Annotated in this window: 15 protein-coding genes; 6 read left to right on the forward strand and 9 right to left on the reverse strand. The window is 44.1% G+C overall.

Going from position 1 to position 16,237, the window contains the following annotated elements; translation table 11 throughout:
• Positions 1–51 precede the first annotated feature (51 nt).
• Genes rimM through tsaB form a run of 4 tightly spaced genes read right to left on the reverse strand, consistent with a single transcriptional unit; the run spans position 52 to position 3,301 of the window.
• On the reverse strand, positions 52–594 hold the full coding sequence (gene rimM, locus BSHG_RS18815; protein ID WP_008657443.1) for a ribosome maturation factor RimM: 543 nt from the start codon (positions 592–594) through the stop codon (positions 52–54).
• The gene (gene murA, locus BSHG_RS18810; protein WP_005790583.1) at positions 591–1,895 is read right to left on the reverse strand and encodes a UDP-N-acetylglucosamine 1-carboxyvinyltransferase; all 1,305 of its coding nucleotides are present in this window, start codon (positions 1,893–1,895) and stop codon (positions 591–593) included. Before murA ends, rimM begins: the two co-directional genes overlap by 4 nt.
• Positions 1,896–1,942: 47 nt before the next feature.
• Entirely contained in the window at positions 1,943–2,560 is a 618-nt protein-coding gene (locus BSHG_RS18805; protein ID WP_005790584.1) for a DUF4290 domain-containing protein, read from the reverse strand.
• A gap of 51 nt (positions 2,561–2,611) precedes the next feature.
• Complete coding sequence (gene tsaB, locus BSHG_RS18800; protein WP_005790587.1) at positions 2,612–3,301, reverse strand: tRNA (adenosine(37)-N6)-threonylcarbamoyltransferase complex dimerization subunit type 1 TsaB; 690 nt, start codon at positions 3,299–3,301, stop codon at positions 2,612–2,614.
• A gap of 1,020 nt (positions 3,302–4,321) precedes the next feature.
• Here tsaB and BSHG_RS18795 point away from each other — a divergent pair.
• Genes BSHG_RS18795 through nadD form a run of 3 tightly spaced genes read left to right on the forward strand, consistent with a single transcriptional unit; the run spans position 4,322 to position 6,464 of the window.
• Entirely contained in the window at positions 4,322–5,200 is an 879-nt protein-coding gene (locus tag BSHG_RS18795; protein ID WP_008769918.1) for a YicC/YloC family endoribonuclease, read from the forward strand.
• 12 nt (positions 5,201–5,212) lie between these two features.
• Positions 5,213–5,827: a guanylate kinase gene (gene gmk, locus BSHG_RS18790; RefSeq protein ID WP_005797929.1), complete on the forward strand. Its 615-nt coding sequence runs from the start codon at positions 5,213–5,215 to the stop codon at positions 5,825–5,827.
• A 31-nt stretch (positions 5,828–5,858) separates the two neighbouring features.
• Positions 5,859–6,464, forward strand: coding sequence for a nicotinate (nicotinamide) nucleotide adenylyltransferase (nadD, locus tag BSHG_RS18785; protein WP_005790594.1), 606 nt, complete (start codon positions 5,859–5,861; stop codon positions 6,462–6,464).
• Between the two features lie 3 nt (positions 6,465–6,467).
• On the opposite strand, the gene BSHG_RS18780 is transcribed toward nadD, so the two are convergent.
• Entirely contained in the window at positions 6,468–7,520 is a 1,053-nt protein-coding gene (locus BSHG_RS18780) for a metallophosphoesterase (RefSeq protein WP_008657446.1), read from the reverse strand.
• Between the two features lie 99 nt (positions 7,521–7,619).
• Here BSHG_RS18780 and BSHG_RS18775 point away from each other — a divergent pair, with 99 nt between their 5' ends.
• Complete coding sequence (locus tag BSHG_RS18775) at positions 7,620–8,516, forward strand: 1,4-dihydroxy-2-naphthoate polyprenyltransferase (protein WP_005797932.1); 897 nt, start codon at positions 7,620–7,622, stop codon at positions 8,514–8,516.
• Positions 8,517–8,520: 4 nt separating this feature from the next.
• Here the strand turns inward: BSHG_RS18775 and rfbB are convergent, their stop codons facing one another.
• From rfbB to BSHG_RS18760, 3 genes are all read right to left on the reverse strand, one after another.
• A complete protein-coding gene (gene rfbB, locus BSHG_RS18770) occupies positions 8,521–9,660 on the reverse strand; it encodes a dTDP-glucose 4,6-dehydratase (protein WP_005790599.1) in 1,140 nt (379 codons plus the stop codon).
• A gap of 19 nt (positions 9,661–9,679) precedes the next feature.
• The gene (rfbA, locus tag BSHG_RS18765; RefSeq protein WP_005790602.1) at positions 9,680–10,543 is read right to left on the reverse strand and encodes a glucose-1-phosphate thymidylyltransferase RfbA; all 864 of its coding nucleotides are present in this window, start codon (positions 10,541–10,543) and stop codon (positions 9,680–9,682) included.
• Positions 10,544–10,719: 176 nt separating this feature from the next.
• Entirely contained in the window at positions 10,720–11,211 is a 492-nt protein-coding gene (locus BSHG_RS18760; RefSeq protein ID WP_005790604.1) for a metallophosphoesterase family protein, read from the reverse strand.
• A 56-nt stretch (positions 11,212–11,267) separates the two neighbouring features.
• Between BSHG_RS18760 and BSHG_RS18755 the strand changes: the two genes are divergently transcribed.
• A complete protein-coding gene (locus BSHG_RS18755) occupies positions 11,268–13,343 on the forward strand; it encodes an RNA degradosome polyphosphate kinase (RefSeq protein ID WP_008657449.1) in 2,076 nt (691 codons plus the stop codon).
• 65 nt (positions 13,344–13,408) lie between these two features.
• Complete coding sequence (locus tag BSHG_RS18750) at positions 13,409–15,658, forward strand: inorganic phosphate transporter (protein WP_032497324.1); 2,250 nt, start codon at positions 13,409–13,411, stop codon at positions 15,656–15,658.
• A 164-nt stretch (positions 15,659–15,822) separates the two neighbouring features.
• Here BSHG_RS18750 and BSHG_RS18745 read toward each other — a convergent pair whose 3' ends face one another.
• A complete protein-coding gene (locus tag BSHG_RS18745) occupies positions 15,823–16,221 on the reverse strand; it encodes a response regulator (RefSeq protein WP_005790608.1) in 399 nt (132 codons plus the stop codon).
• Between the last annotated feature and the right edge of the window lie 16 nt (positions 16,222–16,237).

A 16,237-nucleotide genomic window follows, 5' to 3' on the forward strand; every position in this document is an offset into this window, starting at 1 on the left:
ACGACAAATGTAAGCATTTCGCTTTACTTGCCGTCTGTTTCTTTATGCTATTTAACTTTCTTCATCATCGCACTCGTCCAAAGACAGCAGGCCTTCGGGCAAATCGACTGTAATGATTTTGTGCTTCTGATCGATACCGGCAATTAATTCCTCTTGTGCAGGAATCAGCAATTCATCGCCATCACGGTCCACTACAAACAGTGTATTAACGGTAGACGTATCCACATCCGTCACCTTTCCCAAAGCACCGTGACGGACATCTTCCACCCGGAATCCGACAAAGAAATCCCAGGACAACTCCCCGGGACCGGCTTCTTCGGCATGTTTCACCGGAAAATAAACTTCCACGTTGGTGAACATACGGGCACGTTCGGCAGTGTCTACACCTTCGAGTTTCACCAAAGCTGTGGAATCGGACCGGAAACGATACTCTTCTATAAAGAAAGGAACAAAAATATCATCTAACCGGCAAATCAGATAATCACAATCCGCCCGATCGAAAATATCGTCGGTAAAGGTGAACGACAATTCACCGTGTATGCCGTGTGGCTTATTGAACAAGCCTATCTTGTATACATCTTCTCTTTTTATCATATTCGTGTAATTCTTGCACCGATAGCGTTGAGTCGACCTTCGATATTTTGATATCCGCGGTCTATCTGCTCGATGTTATGAATCCGGCTGATACCTTCGGCGCTCATAGCTGCAATAAGCAAAGCGATACCGGCACGGATATCCGGAGAGGTCATATTGCCTCCCCGCAAAGTAAATCCATGATTATGTCCGATAACAACCGCACGGTGCGGATCGCAAAGAATAATCTGTGCGCCCATGTCGATCAGTTTATCGACAAAGAAAAGACGGCTCTCGAACATCTTCTGATGAATCAGTACACTACCTTTTGCCTGGGTAGCCACTACCAGCATGACGCTCAACAAGTCCGGAGTCAGTCCCGGCCAGGGAGCATCGGCAATGGTCATGATGGAACCGTCGATAAACGACTCGATCTGATAGCAATCCTGTGCCGGAACAAAAATATCATCTCCTCTCTGTTCGAGTTTAATACCCAGACGGCGGAAACTTTCGGGAATAATACCCAGATTTTCGTATGACACATTTTTGATTGTGATTTCGCTACGGGTCATGGCAGCCATACCAATGAAGCTACCCACCTCGATCATATCCGGCAACACAGTGTGATCGGTACCGTGAAGTTCCTCCACTCCTTCGATAGTCAATAAGTTCGAAGCAATTCCACTGATCTTCGCTCCCATCCGGTTCAGCATCTTACAAAGCTGCTGCAGATAGGGCTCACAGGCCGCATTATAAATCGTCGTTTTACCTTTGGCTAGTACAGCGGCCATCACGATATTGGCAGTTCCGGTCACAGAAGCTTCATCGAGCAACATAGATGTACCTTTCAATTCTTCGGCCGAAATTTCGTATATTTCCCGCTCTTCATTATAAGTAAAATCGGCTCCCAGATTCTGGATTCCTATAAAATGCGTATCCAGACGCCGACGCCCGATCTTGTCTCCTCCCGGCTTTGAAATCATGGCTTTACCGAAACGGGCGACCATAGGACCGATCAGCATCACAGATCCCCGCAGGCTGGAACACTTCTTCAGGAAGTTGTCACTTTCCAAATAGGCCAGATCGACATTCGCGGCCTTAAAACTATACGAATCGACACCTGTTTTTGCAACCGTCACGCCCATATCCCGCATTAACTGAATCAGGTTATTGACGTCCAGGATGTCCGGAATGTTATTCACTGTTACTTCTTCGGCAGTAAGCAATGTAGCGCAGATAATCTGCAACACTTCGTTTTTGGCACCTTGGGGATGAATTTCCCCACTAAGTCTGTGCCCTCCTTCGATTACAAATGAAGCCATGTTTCGAGGTGATTAGTGGTTAATGATAATGCTAATAATCACTTTGATCAGAATTTTCTTCTCTGATTATTATTTCTCTGGTTATTGTTGTTATTCGTACGTGGACGGTAGTTCTGAGCAATACGTTCAGACATCAGACGCAGAATCTCGTCATCCATCTGCAATTTGCCTCCCGAGAATTCGGCCAGGTCTTCGGCGATTTTCCGGTCGTCTACCGTATCTTTATTCCATGCCATATAGTCTTTCTTCATGTGATTGCAGATAAGGGCTACCAGATTCTTCTTTTCATCCCCTTCCTGAAATTCACACGCTTTTTTGATTAATATTTCCAATGTACGACCATAGTGGCGGTAGCGGATCTTAGTACTTGGATAAGGAATCGGATCCGGTTTCGTTACCAGATTGTCTTTACGGATAATCTCGTAAGGATAATCGATATCAAGCTTAAAGTCGGCCATAATAGCCAGATGATCCCATAATTTATGCTTGAAATCGGGTACATCTCTCAAATGGGGAAACATATTACCCATGATATTGATAATGGTATTGGCACAACGCTGACGTTCGGAACGATCCTGGATAGTCAACGCAAAGTCAACCATATTCTGGATACTGCGACCATATTCCGGCAGCGGCATTCTTTTCTGTTGAGTATTATACTGCATGTAGTTAAATTATATTTTAAAAATAGTAAATCAAATAAGGAGTGAAAAGCATTAAAGTAACTTCTTGGGTTGCGAAGCCACAAACTCTTTCAGATAGAAAGGCTCAAAATAGGCCACATCTTTATAGTCGTTGATTGCAACGGCCTTTTCTGCAAGCGGGAACATCATCTTTGCCAACGGATGAAGATCATCTATAAAATGCGCATTGGGGTGCGTAATCTTTTCACGGCACTTTGCGGCTCCATTTCCAAAGAAATAGACAGGATGCTGTTCCAGATATTCAAGATAAGAATTCTCGTCCACGATATCGGCGGAAATCTCACGCTTCACATTCAACGCACGGTCATAGATAGCCGCATATACCTCCATCCGCCGTGCATCAATCATCGGGCATAGCAATGCATCTTCCGGCAATTCATGATAAAGCAGCACAGGTACACTCAACACTTCCAATGTCGGGATACCGATCAACGGGACATTACGTCCGTAACAAATACCCTTTGCCATCGAAACGCCAATGCGAAGCCCGGTATACGATCCGGGACCACAACTGACGGCTACCGCATCCAAAGGAATGGCATGACTATCGATGAAAGACAACGCTTCATCCACAAATACTCCCAACGAAACGGCATGTGAAGGCCCCTTAAGGTCTTCTTTCACAAAAATATTCTGCCCGTCTTCACTTACTGCTACCGAACAAACGGCGGTAGAAGTCTCAATATGTAGGATACACGACATAAGAATCAGATTATTAAATTGACGCAAATTTACATGATTATTTTCAGATTACCGCACCGAGATATAAATAAAGCGCATTTCCCTTCAAAATCATTGCATTAAATTAAGTTTTTACATACTTTATCAGACTGTTTTATACAAGCAAAAGACAAATATAACAAGTTTTAAAACCTGCAATGAAACAGATACACTACTATATACTATTTCTATTATTCGCAAGTCTGACGGGCCTCTCGATCACATTAACAAACAGACCCAACGGATAAGGATCACATCGCTTTCTCCCGTTCAAAAGGCAGAATGTTCGAAATAGTTACTATCAACTAATGGAATATGCAAATTTCCAAAAGACTATCTTACTTACTAAAGCATTAAATTTCAGAGTATTACATTAACAACAAGGGCGTTCGATACTGCGATTTTAGGAACGTAGAACTGGATACCCCAACTTATAACTCAAGTTTAGGAAGTGAATTTACGCCGTTTGAACCGGTATCTTCATCCTTATACCTTTCTTCAATTAACATTGTTAACGCCTTTTGCAGGTTGTCAGGTTCTTGTGCGCAAATAACAAGTCTTTTGCATTTAAAGAACTTTTTATTCACATCCAAAGAACAAGTTTTAACACTGTGTTAAAACAAAGCTTTTGAGGACAGAGATCTTACTTTTTAAAAGTGTTGATTTTTAGATGGTTTAGTCTGAGGTTCGCTTCTTTATCTCACGGATGGACTCTTCGGGCGAAAGCCGGGATACTTGCTTTTTTGTCAACTATAAACGAGGGCTTACACTTCCGAAAACTGAATTAGATTCCATGAGTAAAAGAAAACTTGCCACCCAATTTGAAGAAGAACCTTTTTCGTATGTGTTCGGTTGCCGCACCTTCGTTATCGAAATACCGGATTCTAAGATTATTATGGCAGAAAATTCAAAACAGTTTCTTCTAACCAAGATGTCTTTTTTATCCATTTACAGCGATTATCTTAAAATTATCCCGTATTTTTGCACAAAACTTTTGGTAATATGATACAATCCATGACGGGATATGGCAAAGCAACTGCCGAACTTCCCGATAAGAAGATTAACGTAGAGATAAAATCGCTTAATAGCAAAGCGATGGATTTGTCGGCACGTATCGCACCGGCATACCGTGAAAAAGAGATGGAAATCCGCAATGAAATTGCACGTGTGCTGGAACGTGGAAAAGTTGACTTCAGCCTTTGGGTGGAAAAGAAAGAGTGTGCAGACGCTGCCACTCCCATCAACCAAGTATTGGTAGAAGGATATTACAACCAAATCAAAGCTATCTCCGAAAACCTCCACATTGCAGTACCTACTGACTGGTTTCAGACTTTACTCCGTATGCCGGATGTAATGACCCGCACCGAAACACAGGAGTTGAGTGAGGAAGAATGGGGAATAGTGTACGCAGCAGTCAAAGAGGCTGTTTCACATTTAGTCGATTTCCGGAAACAAGAGGGTGCTGCTCTGGAAAAAAAGTTCCGGGAAAAAATCGCGAATATCCATCGTCTGCTCGAATCGGTAACCCCTTATGAAAAAGAACGGGTAGATAAGGTTAAAGAACGTATCACCGATGCACTGGAGAAAACACTCAATGTGGACTATGATAAGAACCGTCTCGAACAGGAACTGATCTACTACATCGAGAAACTCGATATCAACGAGGAGAAACAACGTTTGGGCAATCATCTGAAATACTTCATCAGTACGCTTGAAAGTGGCAGCGGACAAGGTAAAAAGCTGGGATTCATCGCTCAGGAAATGGGACGGGAGATCAATACACTCGGCAGTAAATCGAACCACGCTGAAATGCAAAAAATCGTGGTACAGATGAAAGACGAACTGGAGCAGATCAAAGAACAGGTGCTGAATGTGATGTAATAACGATAGATTATGAACCCAACTGAAAGAATAACCACCCCACACCAAACGGGTGAAGCCAAAGTAATCATCTTTTCTGCTCCTTCCGGATCGGGTAAGTCAACAATCATAAATTATTTGTTGGCTCAAAAGTTGAATCTTGCATTCTCGATCTCAGCCACCAGTCGTCCCCCCCGGGGAAACGAAAAGCATGGAGTAGAATATTTTTTCCTCTCTCCCGATGAATTCCGTCAACGCATTGCAAACAATGAATTCCTGGAATACGAGGAAGTATATACCGACCGGTTCTACGGCACTCTGAAAGCACAGGTAGAAAAACAGCTTGCTGCCGGACAAAATGTTGTATTCGATGTAGATGTCGTAGGTGGCTGTAACATCAAGAAATATTATGGTGAACGGGCGCTTTCGCTTTTTATCCAGCCTCCCTGCATTGACGAACTGCGCCGCCGTCTGATCGGACGCGGAACAGATACTCCCGAAGTGATCGAGAGTCGGATAGCCAAAGCCGAATATGAATTAAGCTTTGCTCCGAAATTTGATAAGGTTATCATTAATGACGACCTGGAAACAGCCAAGGCACACGCATTGAAAGTGATTAAAGAGTTTCTGGGCATCGATACTGAATAATCTCCTACTCTCTTATTCGTGATTATAGCATATGGCAAAGACTAAAACCGGAATCTTCAGCGGCTCTTTCAACCCGATCCACATCGGACATCTGGCACTGGCCAACTATCTGTGCGAGTTTGAAGGGCTGGATGAAGTCTGGTTTATGGTCACCCCGCACAATCCTTTCAAGAATCAGGCTGATTTATGGCCGGACGAACTGCGTCTGCAACTGGTACAGCTTGCTATTGAGGGATATCCGCGATTCCGGGTATCCGATTTCGAATTTCATCTGCCCCGTCCTTCTTATACGATCCATACGCTCAATCGCCTGAAACAAGAATATCCCGAAAGAGAATTCCAGTTGATAATAGGATCTGACAATTGGATGGTATTTGACCGATGGTTCGAATCGGAACGTATCGTCTCAGAAAATAAGATACTCGTTTATCCCCGTCCGGGATTCTCTGTAGATAAGTCACAGTTACCCCCGAACGTACACGTAGCAGATTCTCCCATATTCGAAATCAGTTCTACCTTCATCAGAGAAGCCCTGGCTACCGGAAAAGATATACGTTATTTCCTTCATCCGGCTGTATATAAAAGAATTATACAACAGACCGGAAGCATTGATTCTTCCCACTCCTGCCATACCTGAGAATTATTCATTCCGGAGACGATGCAGTGTAATTATCACAATCTCGGCAGGTGCACCGATACGGATATTCTTATTTGAGGTACCGATTCCATTGGTCACAATCATCGGAATCTTAGCCGAGTTATACTTCAATCCTGTCAGAAAACGGCTGCCATAGTGTGAAGGAATAATGGGAGCATATCCCAAAATCCGGACTTGCCCGCCATGTGTATGCCCTGCCAGGACCAAATCAGAATTAGCGACTGACACATCCTCGGCATAATCGGGTGTGTGTACCAATAGTATTACGAAATCAGACGGAGAAAGGGACAAAGTAGGCGAAACTCCGTTATTGGCAAGGTCAAACGGATTGCGTACACCGGCCAAGATAATTTGTGCTCCATCACGTCTCAACGTATCGATCTGATGTTCAAGAGGTCGCATGCCGTAACGTTGCATCTCACGGATAATTTCATCATGGCAACGTTCATAATCGTTATTTCCCATCACTCCATAAGTCCCCATTGGAGTTTTGACTTTAGCCAACGCCGCAAAGAGCTCGGGCACGTACTGACATCCCTCCTGGTAGTCACCTCCCATCAACAGTACATCGGCATGCTGGGCATTCAGCAAACGCACCAGACTCTCCAGCCCTTTCTCCTTGAAAAGACTCTTATAATGTAAATCCGAAATAAAAGCAATACGGAAACCGTCAAAAGCATCAGGCACATCACGATGGGTGAACTCGTACTTTTTCACCCGGTCGATACCCGGATAAACGGAAGATACGCTCACCGCAGAACTGGTAATACGAGTCCCCCGGCCTACAATGGAAGGAGCAGAGCGCGTTATAACAGGAGAGGCAACATGCGTTTTTTCTCTCTTCCGCTTGACTGAGATTTTTTTGAGTTCGGAGGTATCCGGCGAGAACAGCCGGGCCACTACATCGGAGCTATCCGGACGGACAGAATCAACATTCAATACCGGACGAGGAATCGGAGAAACCAGATTCTTCTTCGATTTACAAGAGGAAAGCAGCAACAAAAGTGCCGCCAACAGGTATATTATCTTCTTCATATTCTCTAATATCAGGAGCGCAAAGATAGACAAAAAAGCAAAAATATACGTTTTTTGCCCTATCTTTGTTCTCTCAAAAACGGATGATAGAAAAAGAAAATGGAAGAAGTGAAACGTAACTCGTTGCAGGCATGGATACTTGCGGCCCGCCCCAAAACACTGGCAGGTGCCATTACTCCGGTAATGATAGGTTGTGCATTGGCTTTTGCCGACGGAAAATTCAATTGGATACCGGCATTGATCTGCTGTTTGTTCGCCGGACTGATGCAGGTTGCCGCCAATTTCATCAACGATTTATTTGACTTTCTAAAAGGGACCGACCGCGAAGATCGTCTCGGACCGGAACGTGCCTGTGCACAAGGCTGGATTTCGGCAGCCGCGATGAAACAAGGTATCTTCATCACGGTAGGCCTGGCCTGCCTGATCGGGTGTACTCTCCTGTTTTATGCAGGATGGGAGTTGATTCTTATAGGTGCGTTGTGTGTATTGTTCGCCTTCTTGTACACCACAGGACCTTATCCATTATCCTATAAAGGATGGGGAGACGTATTGGTCATTGTATTCTTCGGCTTCGTTCCGGTAGGGGGTACTTATTACGTACAGGCTCTCAATTGGACACCAAACGTCACGGTTGCATCACTGGTATGCGGACTGATTGTAGATACATTACTGGTAGTTAACAATTACCGGGATCGGGATGCCGACCGAAAAAGCGGAAAAAAGACCGTTGTAGTCCGTTTCGGTGAATCCTTCGGCAGATACTTTTATTTACTGCTCGGCATTACAGCTGCCTGGCTTTGTTTCTGGTTTCTATTCAACGGGCACCTATACGCAACTCTCTTACCCCAACTTTACCTGTTCTTCCACATTCGGACCTGGAAAAAAATGGTACAGATACATAGTGGCAAAAAATTAAACAGCATATTGGGCGAAACTTCACGCAATATGCTGTTAATGGGAATCCTATTGTCAATAGGACTTGTTATAAACGGTTAGCAAGTCAACGTTTACTATACATCCGTTCGTAATATTTCTGATAATCACCACTGGTTACTTCTTCCACCCATTCCTGATTATTCAGATACCATTCGATTGTTTTCACAATGCCGACTTCAAATTTCGTTTCGGGATACCAACCCAAGGCATTAGTGATCTTTGTCGGATCGATGGCGTAGCGCTGGTCATGCCCCAGACGATCCTTGACAAACGTAATTAAATCTTCGTTTATCCAGTCGATTGAAATTTCACCATCGGCATTTTTCTCTTTTTTCTTCAACACCTCACGATATTCGGGATGTTCTGCCATCAGGCGATGAATCGTTGCGATTGTTAATTTTACAATCTCAAGATTAGTCTTCTCGTTATGTCCGCCCACATTGTATACTTCTCCTTCCACACCTTCACGAACTACCAGGTCGATAGCCTTGCAATGATCTTCCACGTACAGCCAGTCGCGCACATTGCTACCGTCTCCATACACAGGAAGTTTCTTACCTTCAAGAATATTCTTGATAATCAGCGGAATCAGTTTCTCCGGAAAATGATACGGACCGTAGTTGTTTGAACAGCGAGTGATAGTCACCGGCATCTTATAGGTATCGTGATAAGCCATTACCACCATATCGGCACTGGTTTTCGATGCACTGTACGGGCTATGCGGACAGAGTGGAGTCGTTTCATGGAAATAGCCTTCGGCACCAAGCGAACCGTAAACCTCATCGGTAGATACCTGATGATAACGTACCCCTTTACGCCAGGTAGGATATCCGTATTCATCTTTACCGGTTACCCATGCGCGACGTGCGGCATCCAACAGGTTTTGTGTTCCCAGAATATTGGTCATCAAGAAAAGTTGCGGATTCTCAATGCTACGGTCTACATGGCTTTCAGCAGCAAAATTCACTACATAGTCAAACTTGTACTCACCAAAAAGGCGGTCGGCCAGTTCACGATCGCAAATGTCACCTTTCACAAAAAAGCAACGTTCGTTATCAATGTCGTTGGCAATCGTTCCAAGATTTCCGGCATAAGTCAGTGCATCGAGCACTACCACCTTGATATCACTGTGTTTAGCCAGAATATACTTCAGATAATTGGCACCGATAAATCCGGCAGCACCGGTTACAAGATAAGTTTTCATATTCTTTATGATTGATTTATTAATTTGCTAAGTCTATCAGATATTTACCATATTCGGTCTTTTCCAATTTCTCGCCCAAAGCTTTTAACTGAGCAGAAGAAATCCATCCGTTACGCCAGGCTATCTCTTCAATACAACTGACATAAAATCCCTGACGATTCTGGATAGTAGCCACAAAATTAGAGGCTTCGAGCAAACTGTTGCAATTCCCCGTATCCAACCAGGCAAAGCCACGGCCAAAGAGTTCTACTTTCAGTGTTCCTTCGTCGAGATATAGCTTGTTCAAATCAGTTATTTCATATTCACCCCGGGCAGAAGGCTCCAAAGCAAGCGCTTTTTCAGTCACCGTAGCATCATAGAAATAAAGTCCGGGGACGGCATAATTGCTCTTGGGAACAGCAGGCTTCTCTTCCAACGAAACAACCTTTCCACTTCCATCAAATTCCACGACGCCATAGGCGCGAGGGTCCTTCACATAATATCCAAAGATGCAAGCTCCCTTTTCAATGGTAGCCGCCCGGCGAAGCATAGCTGAGAAACCTTGTCCGTAAAACAAATTATCTCCTAATATCAAACAGCCCGGTTCACCATTCAGAAAATCGGCTCCCAGCACAAAAGCCTGGGCAAGTCCGTTAGGCTGCTCCTGCACCAGATATGAAAAGGACATTCCAAACTCTTCACCGCTCCCCAGAAGTTCACGGAACAACGGCAGATCACGAGGAGTAGAAATAACCAACACTTCCCGTATTCCGGCAAGCATCAATGTAGAAAGCGGATAGTATATCATCGGCTTGTCATACACCGGCATCATTTGCTTCGATATGGCCTTTGACAACGGATAGAGTCGGGTGGCACTACCGCCGGCAAGAATAATTCCTTTCATATTTTGAATGTTACAAGTTACGAGCTACAGATTACAAATCACAAGCTACAGTAAATTATATATAAACTCAATGCAAAATCCGCTTGTTCATAACGGGTTGCTTATAGCTTGTATCCCTAAACCTGTGACAAAGAACGGAAAGAATTCTGACGTGACAAAATAAAAATACAAATTTATTAGCCGGCCAGTTCAATCACTTCCAAATCCTTAAACACACCATTATCTATGGCAAAACGAACCATGGTACGTACTTTATGAAATCCGGACATCCCTGCAGCACCGGGATTAATGTGAAGCATATCCAGCGTCTTATCATACTTTACCTTTAATATATGCGAGTGTCCGCTGATAAACAACTTGGGTGGATGCACCAATAGACTTCCCTTGATGGACGGATCATAATTTCCCGGATACCCCCCGATGTGCTTCATCAGAACTTCGGCACCGTCCACCGTAAAACGATTCACTTGAGGAAACATCCGGCGAATTTCCTGACCATCAATATTACCGTACACAGCACGGAAAGGACGGAAAGCTGCCAACTTCTGTGCCACCTCCACTGAACCAATATCTCCGGCATGCCAGATTTCATCACAAGTTTCGAAATATTGCAAATATTTTTCGTCCCACCAACTGTGTGTGTCGGACAATAAGCCAACTTTTGTCATACTTTCTTTGTTTATCTCTGCAAAGGTAACTATATTTGGGCAAACCTTACGTGCAAATGGAAAACAAATACCAATACTTCAAAAGAGATATTAGTTGGCTATCATTCAACTACCGAGTACTTCTGGAAGCTGACGACGACCGGCTCCCACTCTACGAACGTATCAATTTTATCTCTATTTATTCCTCCAACCTGGAAGAGTTCTACAAAATCAGAGTAGCCGACCACAAAGCTGTAGCCTCTGGCGTAACAGATGGAACGGAAGAATCCCTGCAATCGGCCAAGGACCTGCTGGAAGAAATCAACCGGGAAGTGAACCGACAATTGGAGGATCGTATCCACATCTATGAAAAAAAGATCATACCTGCATTACGCAAAAATCACGTTATTTTCTATCAAAGCCGCAATGTAGAGCCTTTCCACCAACAATTCGTAAAAGACTTTTTCCGGGAAGAGATATTCCCTTACCTGCAACCGGTACCGGTATCCAAAGACAAAGTAATCTCTTTTCTGCGCGACAACCGGCTCTACCTGGCAGTTCGCCTGTTCCTGAAAGGTACAAACAAAGAAGATGCTGATCATCTGCAATATTTTGTGATGAAACTACCCTACAGTAAAGTGCCCCGCTTTATCGAATTACCCAAGCATGGCAGAGATTATTATCTGATGTTTATCGAAGATATTATCAAAGCGAACATAGACGTCATTTTCCCCGGATACGAAGTAGATTGCAGTTATTGTATCAAAATATCGAGAGATGCCGATATTATGATAGACGACACGATCAACAGTGTCGACCTGGTGGAACAAGTAAAGAAAAAAATCAAAAAGCGCAAGATAGGTGCCGTATGCCGTTTCGTCTATGACCGCGCCATGCCCGATGATTTTCTGAACTTCCTGGTAGACGCTTTCCGAATCCGGCACGAAGAGTTGGTACCGGGAGACAAACACCTTAACCTGGAAGATCTGCGTCACTTGCCGAACCCCAATCATTCCATTCCCCGGATTGAGAGACCGATCCCAATGAAACTGAATCGACTGAACGACAAGGAATCCATTTTCAGTTATGTTGAAAAGAAAGATTTATTGTTATACTATCCTTACCATTCTTTCGACCACTTTATCCACTTCCTTTACGAAGCAGTGCACAATCCCGAAACCCGTGAAATCATGGTAACCCAATATCGGGTAGCAGAAAACTCGGCTGTCATCAACACCTTGATTGCTGCTGCACAAAACGGTAAAAAAGTCACGGTATTCGTGGAACTCAAAGCCCGTTTCGATGAAGAGAACAACCTCGCCACTGCCGAAATGATGAAAGCGGCCGGTATCAACATTATCTATAGTATACCGGGGCTGAAGGTACATGCCAAAGTAGCTCTGATACGCCGTCGCAGCTTCACCGGTGAAAAGATTCACAGTTACGCTTATATCAGTACCGGCAACTTCAACGAGAAGACGGCTACACTGTATGCAGACTGCGGACTGTTTACCAGCAATCCGGTCATCGTACATGACCTCACAAACCTGTTCCGTACCCTCAGAGGCAAAGAGAATCCTCGATTCACCCGGTTGCTTGTGGCACGTTTCAACCTGATTCCCGAACTGAACAGGCTGATCGACAAAGAAATAGAACTGGCCGAAAAAGGAAGAGGCGGAAGAATCATCTTGAAGATGAACGCCCTGCAAGACCCGATAATGATAGACCGGCTCTACGAGGCCTCACAAAAAGGTGTAAAAATAGATCTGATCGTACGAGGCATTTGTTGCCTGATACCCGGACAAGAATATAGTTGTAACATACGTGTCACCCGTATTGTGGACAGTTTTCTGGAACATGCCCGCATCTGGTATTTCGGTAATGCCGGACATCCCAAAGTATATATGGGTTCACCGGACTGGATGCGTCGTAACTTATATCGACGAATCGAAGCGGTGGTACCCATTCTCGATAATGAATTACGGGAAGAAATCGTCGATATGCTTCATATCCAGTTATCGGACAATCAAAAGGCTTGCTTCGTCGATGATAAACTGAATAATATATTTAAATTCAAAACAAATGCCGCGCCCGTCAGAGCGCAGTATACCTTCTATAATTACCTAAAAGAGAAGAATGAAACATTTCTGTAACATGTATGACATTTCTCTGCAATACGAAAATCCGTCCTTTGCAGCCAGAAATAACATACACATTTATGGAGACAATTTATCTATGTATTATTATCTTCCTATTCGTACTTGCCGTATTCGACTTGATGGTCGGTGTAAGTAACGATGCGGTAAATTTCCTCAATTCGGCTGTCGGAGCAAAGGCGGCATCTTTTAAAACAATATTGTTCATTGCAGGTGCCGGTATCTTCATCGGAGCGTCCTTATCAAACGGTATGATGGACATCGCAAGACACGGCATCTACCAACCGGAACATTTCTATTTCGCCGAAATCATGTGCATCCTGCTTGCCGTAATGCTGACAGACGTCGTTCTGCTCGATGTATTCAACTCTATGGGAATGCCTACCTCGACCACTGTTTCAATGGTATTCGAACTTTTGGGAGGTACTTTTGCCCTGGCACTTATCAAAGTGCACAACAGTGATACACTGGGATTGGGTGATCTTATCAACACCGACAAAGCCTTGTCTGTCATCATGGCCATCTTTGTCTCCGTTGCCATTGCCTTCTTTTTCGGTATGCTTGTACAATGGCTGGCACGCATGGTGTTTACATTTAACTACAAGAGCAATATAAAATACAGCATTGCACTATTCGGTGGCATCGCTTCTACTGCCATCGTTTATTTCATGGTGATAAAAGGATTGAAAGACAGCTCTTTCATGACTCCTGAGAACAAGCAGTGGGTACAAGAAAACACGATGATGCTGGTAAGTTGTTTTTTTGTCATCTCTACCATCCTGATGCAGATATTACACTGGCTGAAAGTAAATGTATTCAAGGTAGTCGTTCTGCTGGGTACATTTGCATTGGCACTGGCATTTGCCGGTAATGACCTCGTCAACTTTATCGGTGTACCTTTAGCCGGTTATTCTTCGTTCATAGACTATACCGCCAACGGAACTTCTGTCGGACCGGACGGTTTCCTGATGACCTCTCTGATGGGGTCAGCCAAAACACCGTGGTATTTCCTGATAGGTGCCGGAGCCGTCATGGTATACGCCTTGTGTACTTCCAAAAAGGCACATGCCGTAATCAAGACCTCGGTAGACCTCTCCCGTCAGGATGAAGGTGAAGAAAACTTCGGAAGCACACCGATAGCCCGAACACTGGTGCGTTTCAGCCTCACACTGGCCAACGGTATTTCCCGCATTACTCCGCCGAGTGCCAAACGCTGGATAGATACCCGCTTCCGTAAAGACGAAGCCATCATTGCCGACGGTGCGGCATTCGACTTGGTTCGCGCTTCTGTCAATCTGGTATTGGCAGGTCTGTTGATCGCCGTGGGTACTTCGTTAAAACTTCCTCTTTCTACAACCTACGTCACTTTCATGGTGGCCATGGGTACCTCACTTGCCGACCGTGCCTGGGGACGTGATTCAGCCGTTTACCGTATCACCGGTGTACTAAGTGTCATCGGCGGATGGTTCATCACTGCCGGAGCTGCCTTCACCATCTGTTTCTTTGTTGCCATGGTCATCCACTTCGGAGGAAGCATAGCTATCATAGCCCTGATCGGTCTGGCAGCATTCACTCTGATCCGCAGCCAGTTGATGTACAAAAAGAAAAAAGAGAAAGAGAAAGGAAACGAAACTTTGAAGCAATTGATGCAAGCCACAAGCAGCCACAAAGCTTTAGAGCTAATGCGTAAGCATACACGCGAAGAGTTGAGTAAAGTACTGGAATATGCAGAACAGAACTTTGAGCTCACCGTGACTTCATTCTTGCACGAAAACCTCCGCGGATTGCGCCGGGCAATGGGATCTACCAAGTTTGAAAAACAACTGATCAAGCAGATGAAGCGCACCGGAACCGTAGCAATGTGCAAATTGGATAATCACACCGTACTTGAAAAAGGACTTTATTATTATCAGGGAAATGACTTTGCAAGTGAACTGGTATACAGTATCAGCCGCCTGTGCGAACCCTGTCTGGAACACATTGACAACAATTTCAATCCGCTGGATGCTATCCAAAAAGGTGAATTTGGAGATGTAGCCGAAGATATCACCTATCTGATCCAGCAATGCCGCCAAAAACTGGAAGGCAACAATTACAGCAATCTTGAAGAAGATCTGCACCGGGCCAATGATCTGAACTCACAGCTATCACACCTGAAACGCCAGGAACTACAGCGTATCCAGAGCCAGACCGGAAGTATTAAAGTAAGTATGGTTTATCTGACCATGATCCAGGAAGCACAAAACGTAGTAACTTATACGATCAACCTGATGAAAGTAAGCCGTAAATTCCAGATAGAAACAGATATTTAATAATCCCCTTTAAAATAGGAAGGTATTTCATAACTCACCACAGATTACAGGGATTTACACAGATAAATATTATGGGTTACCAGCAGATTAAAAATCGTTTTTGTGTAAATCCCTGTAATCTGTGGTGAATATGAGTTTTGACATCTATTTTAATCAACGTCACCTCACCACTTGATCTCCGGAAAATAGCTGCTTAAACAACCTCGAAGTGCACTTACCGTAATGGGCTTCACCAATACTTCGGATGCACCGGCTTGCATGGCATTCTCCCGGTCTGAGCTGAAAGCATAAGCAGTCTGCATAATAATAGGGAGGGAAGCTCCTTCTTCACGAATAATCCGGGTTGCTTCCAATCCGTTCATAATCGGCATTTTAATATCCATAAGGATAGCATGTGCATCTTGAGTGTGTTCACGGTATAAGTTCAACATTTCTTCACCGTTCTTCGCCCACAGAATGTCACATTTCTTACCGATAATAGCTTTAATCAATTTGAAATTGCTATCATCATCTTCGGCCACAAGAATAAGGGGACGAAAATCTTTAATTTCTTCAATATCCATTTTATATAATAGGTTT

Origin of the sequence: Bacteroides sp. 3_2_5 (genome assembly GCF_000159855.2) — a bacterium.
GTDB classification, from domain to species: Bacteria; Bacteroidota; Bacteroidia; order Bacteroidales; family Bacteroidaceae; genus Bacteroides; species Bacteroides fragilis.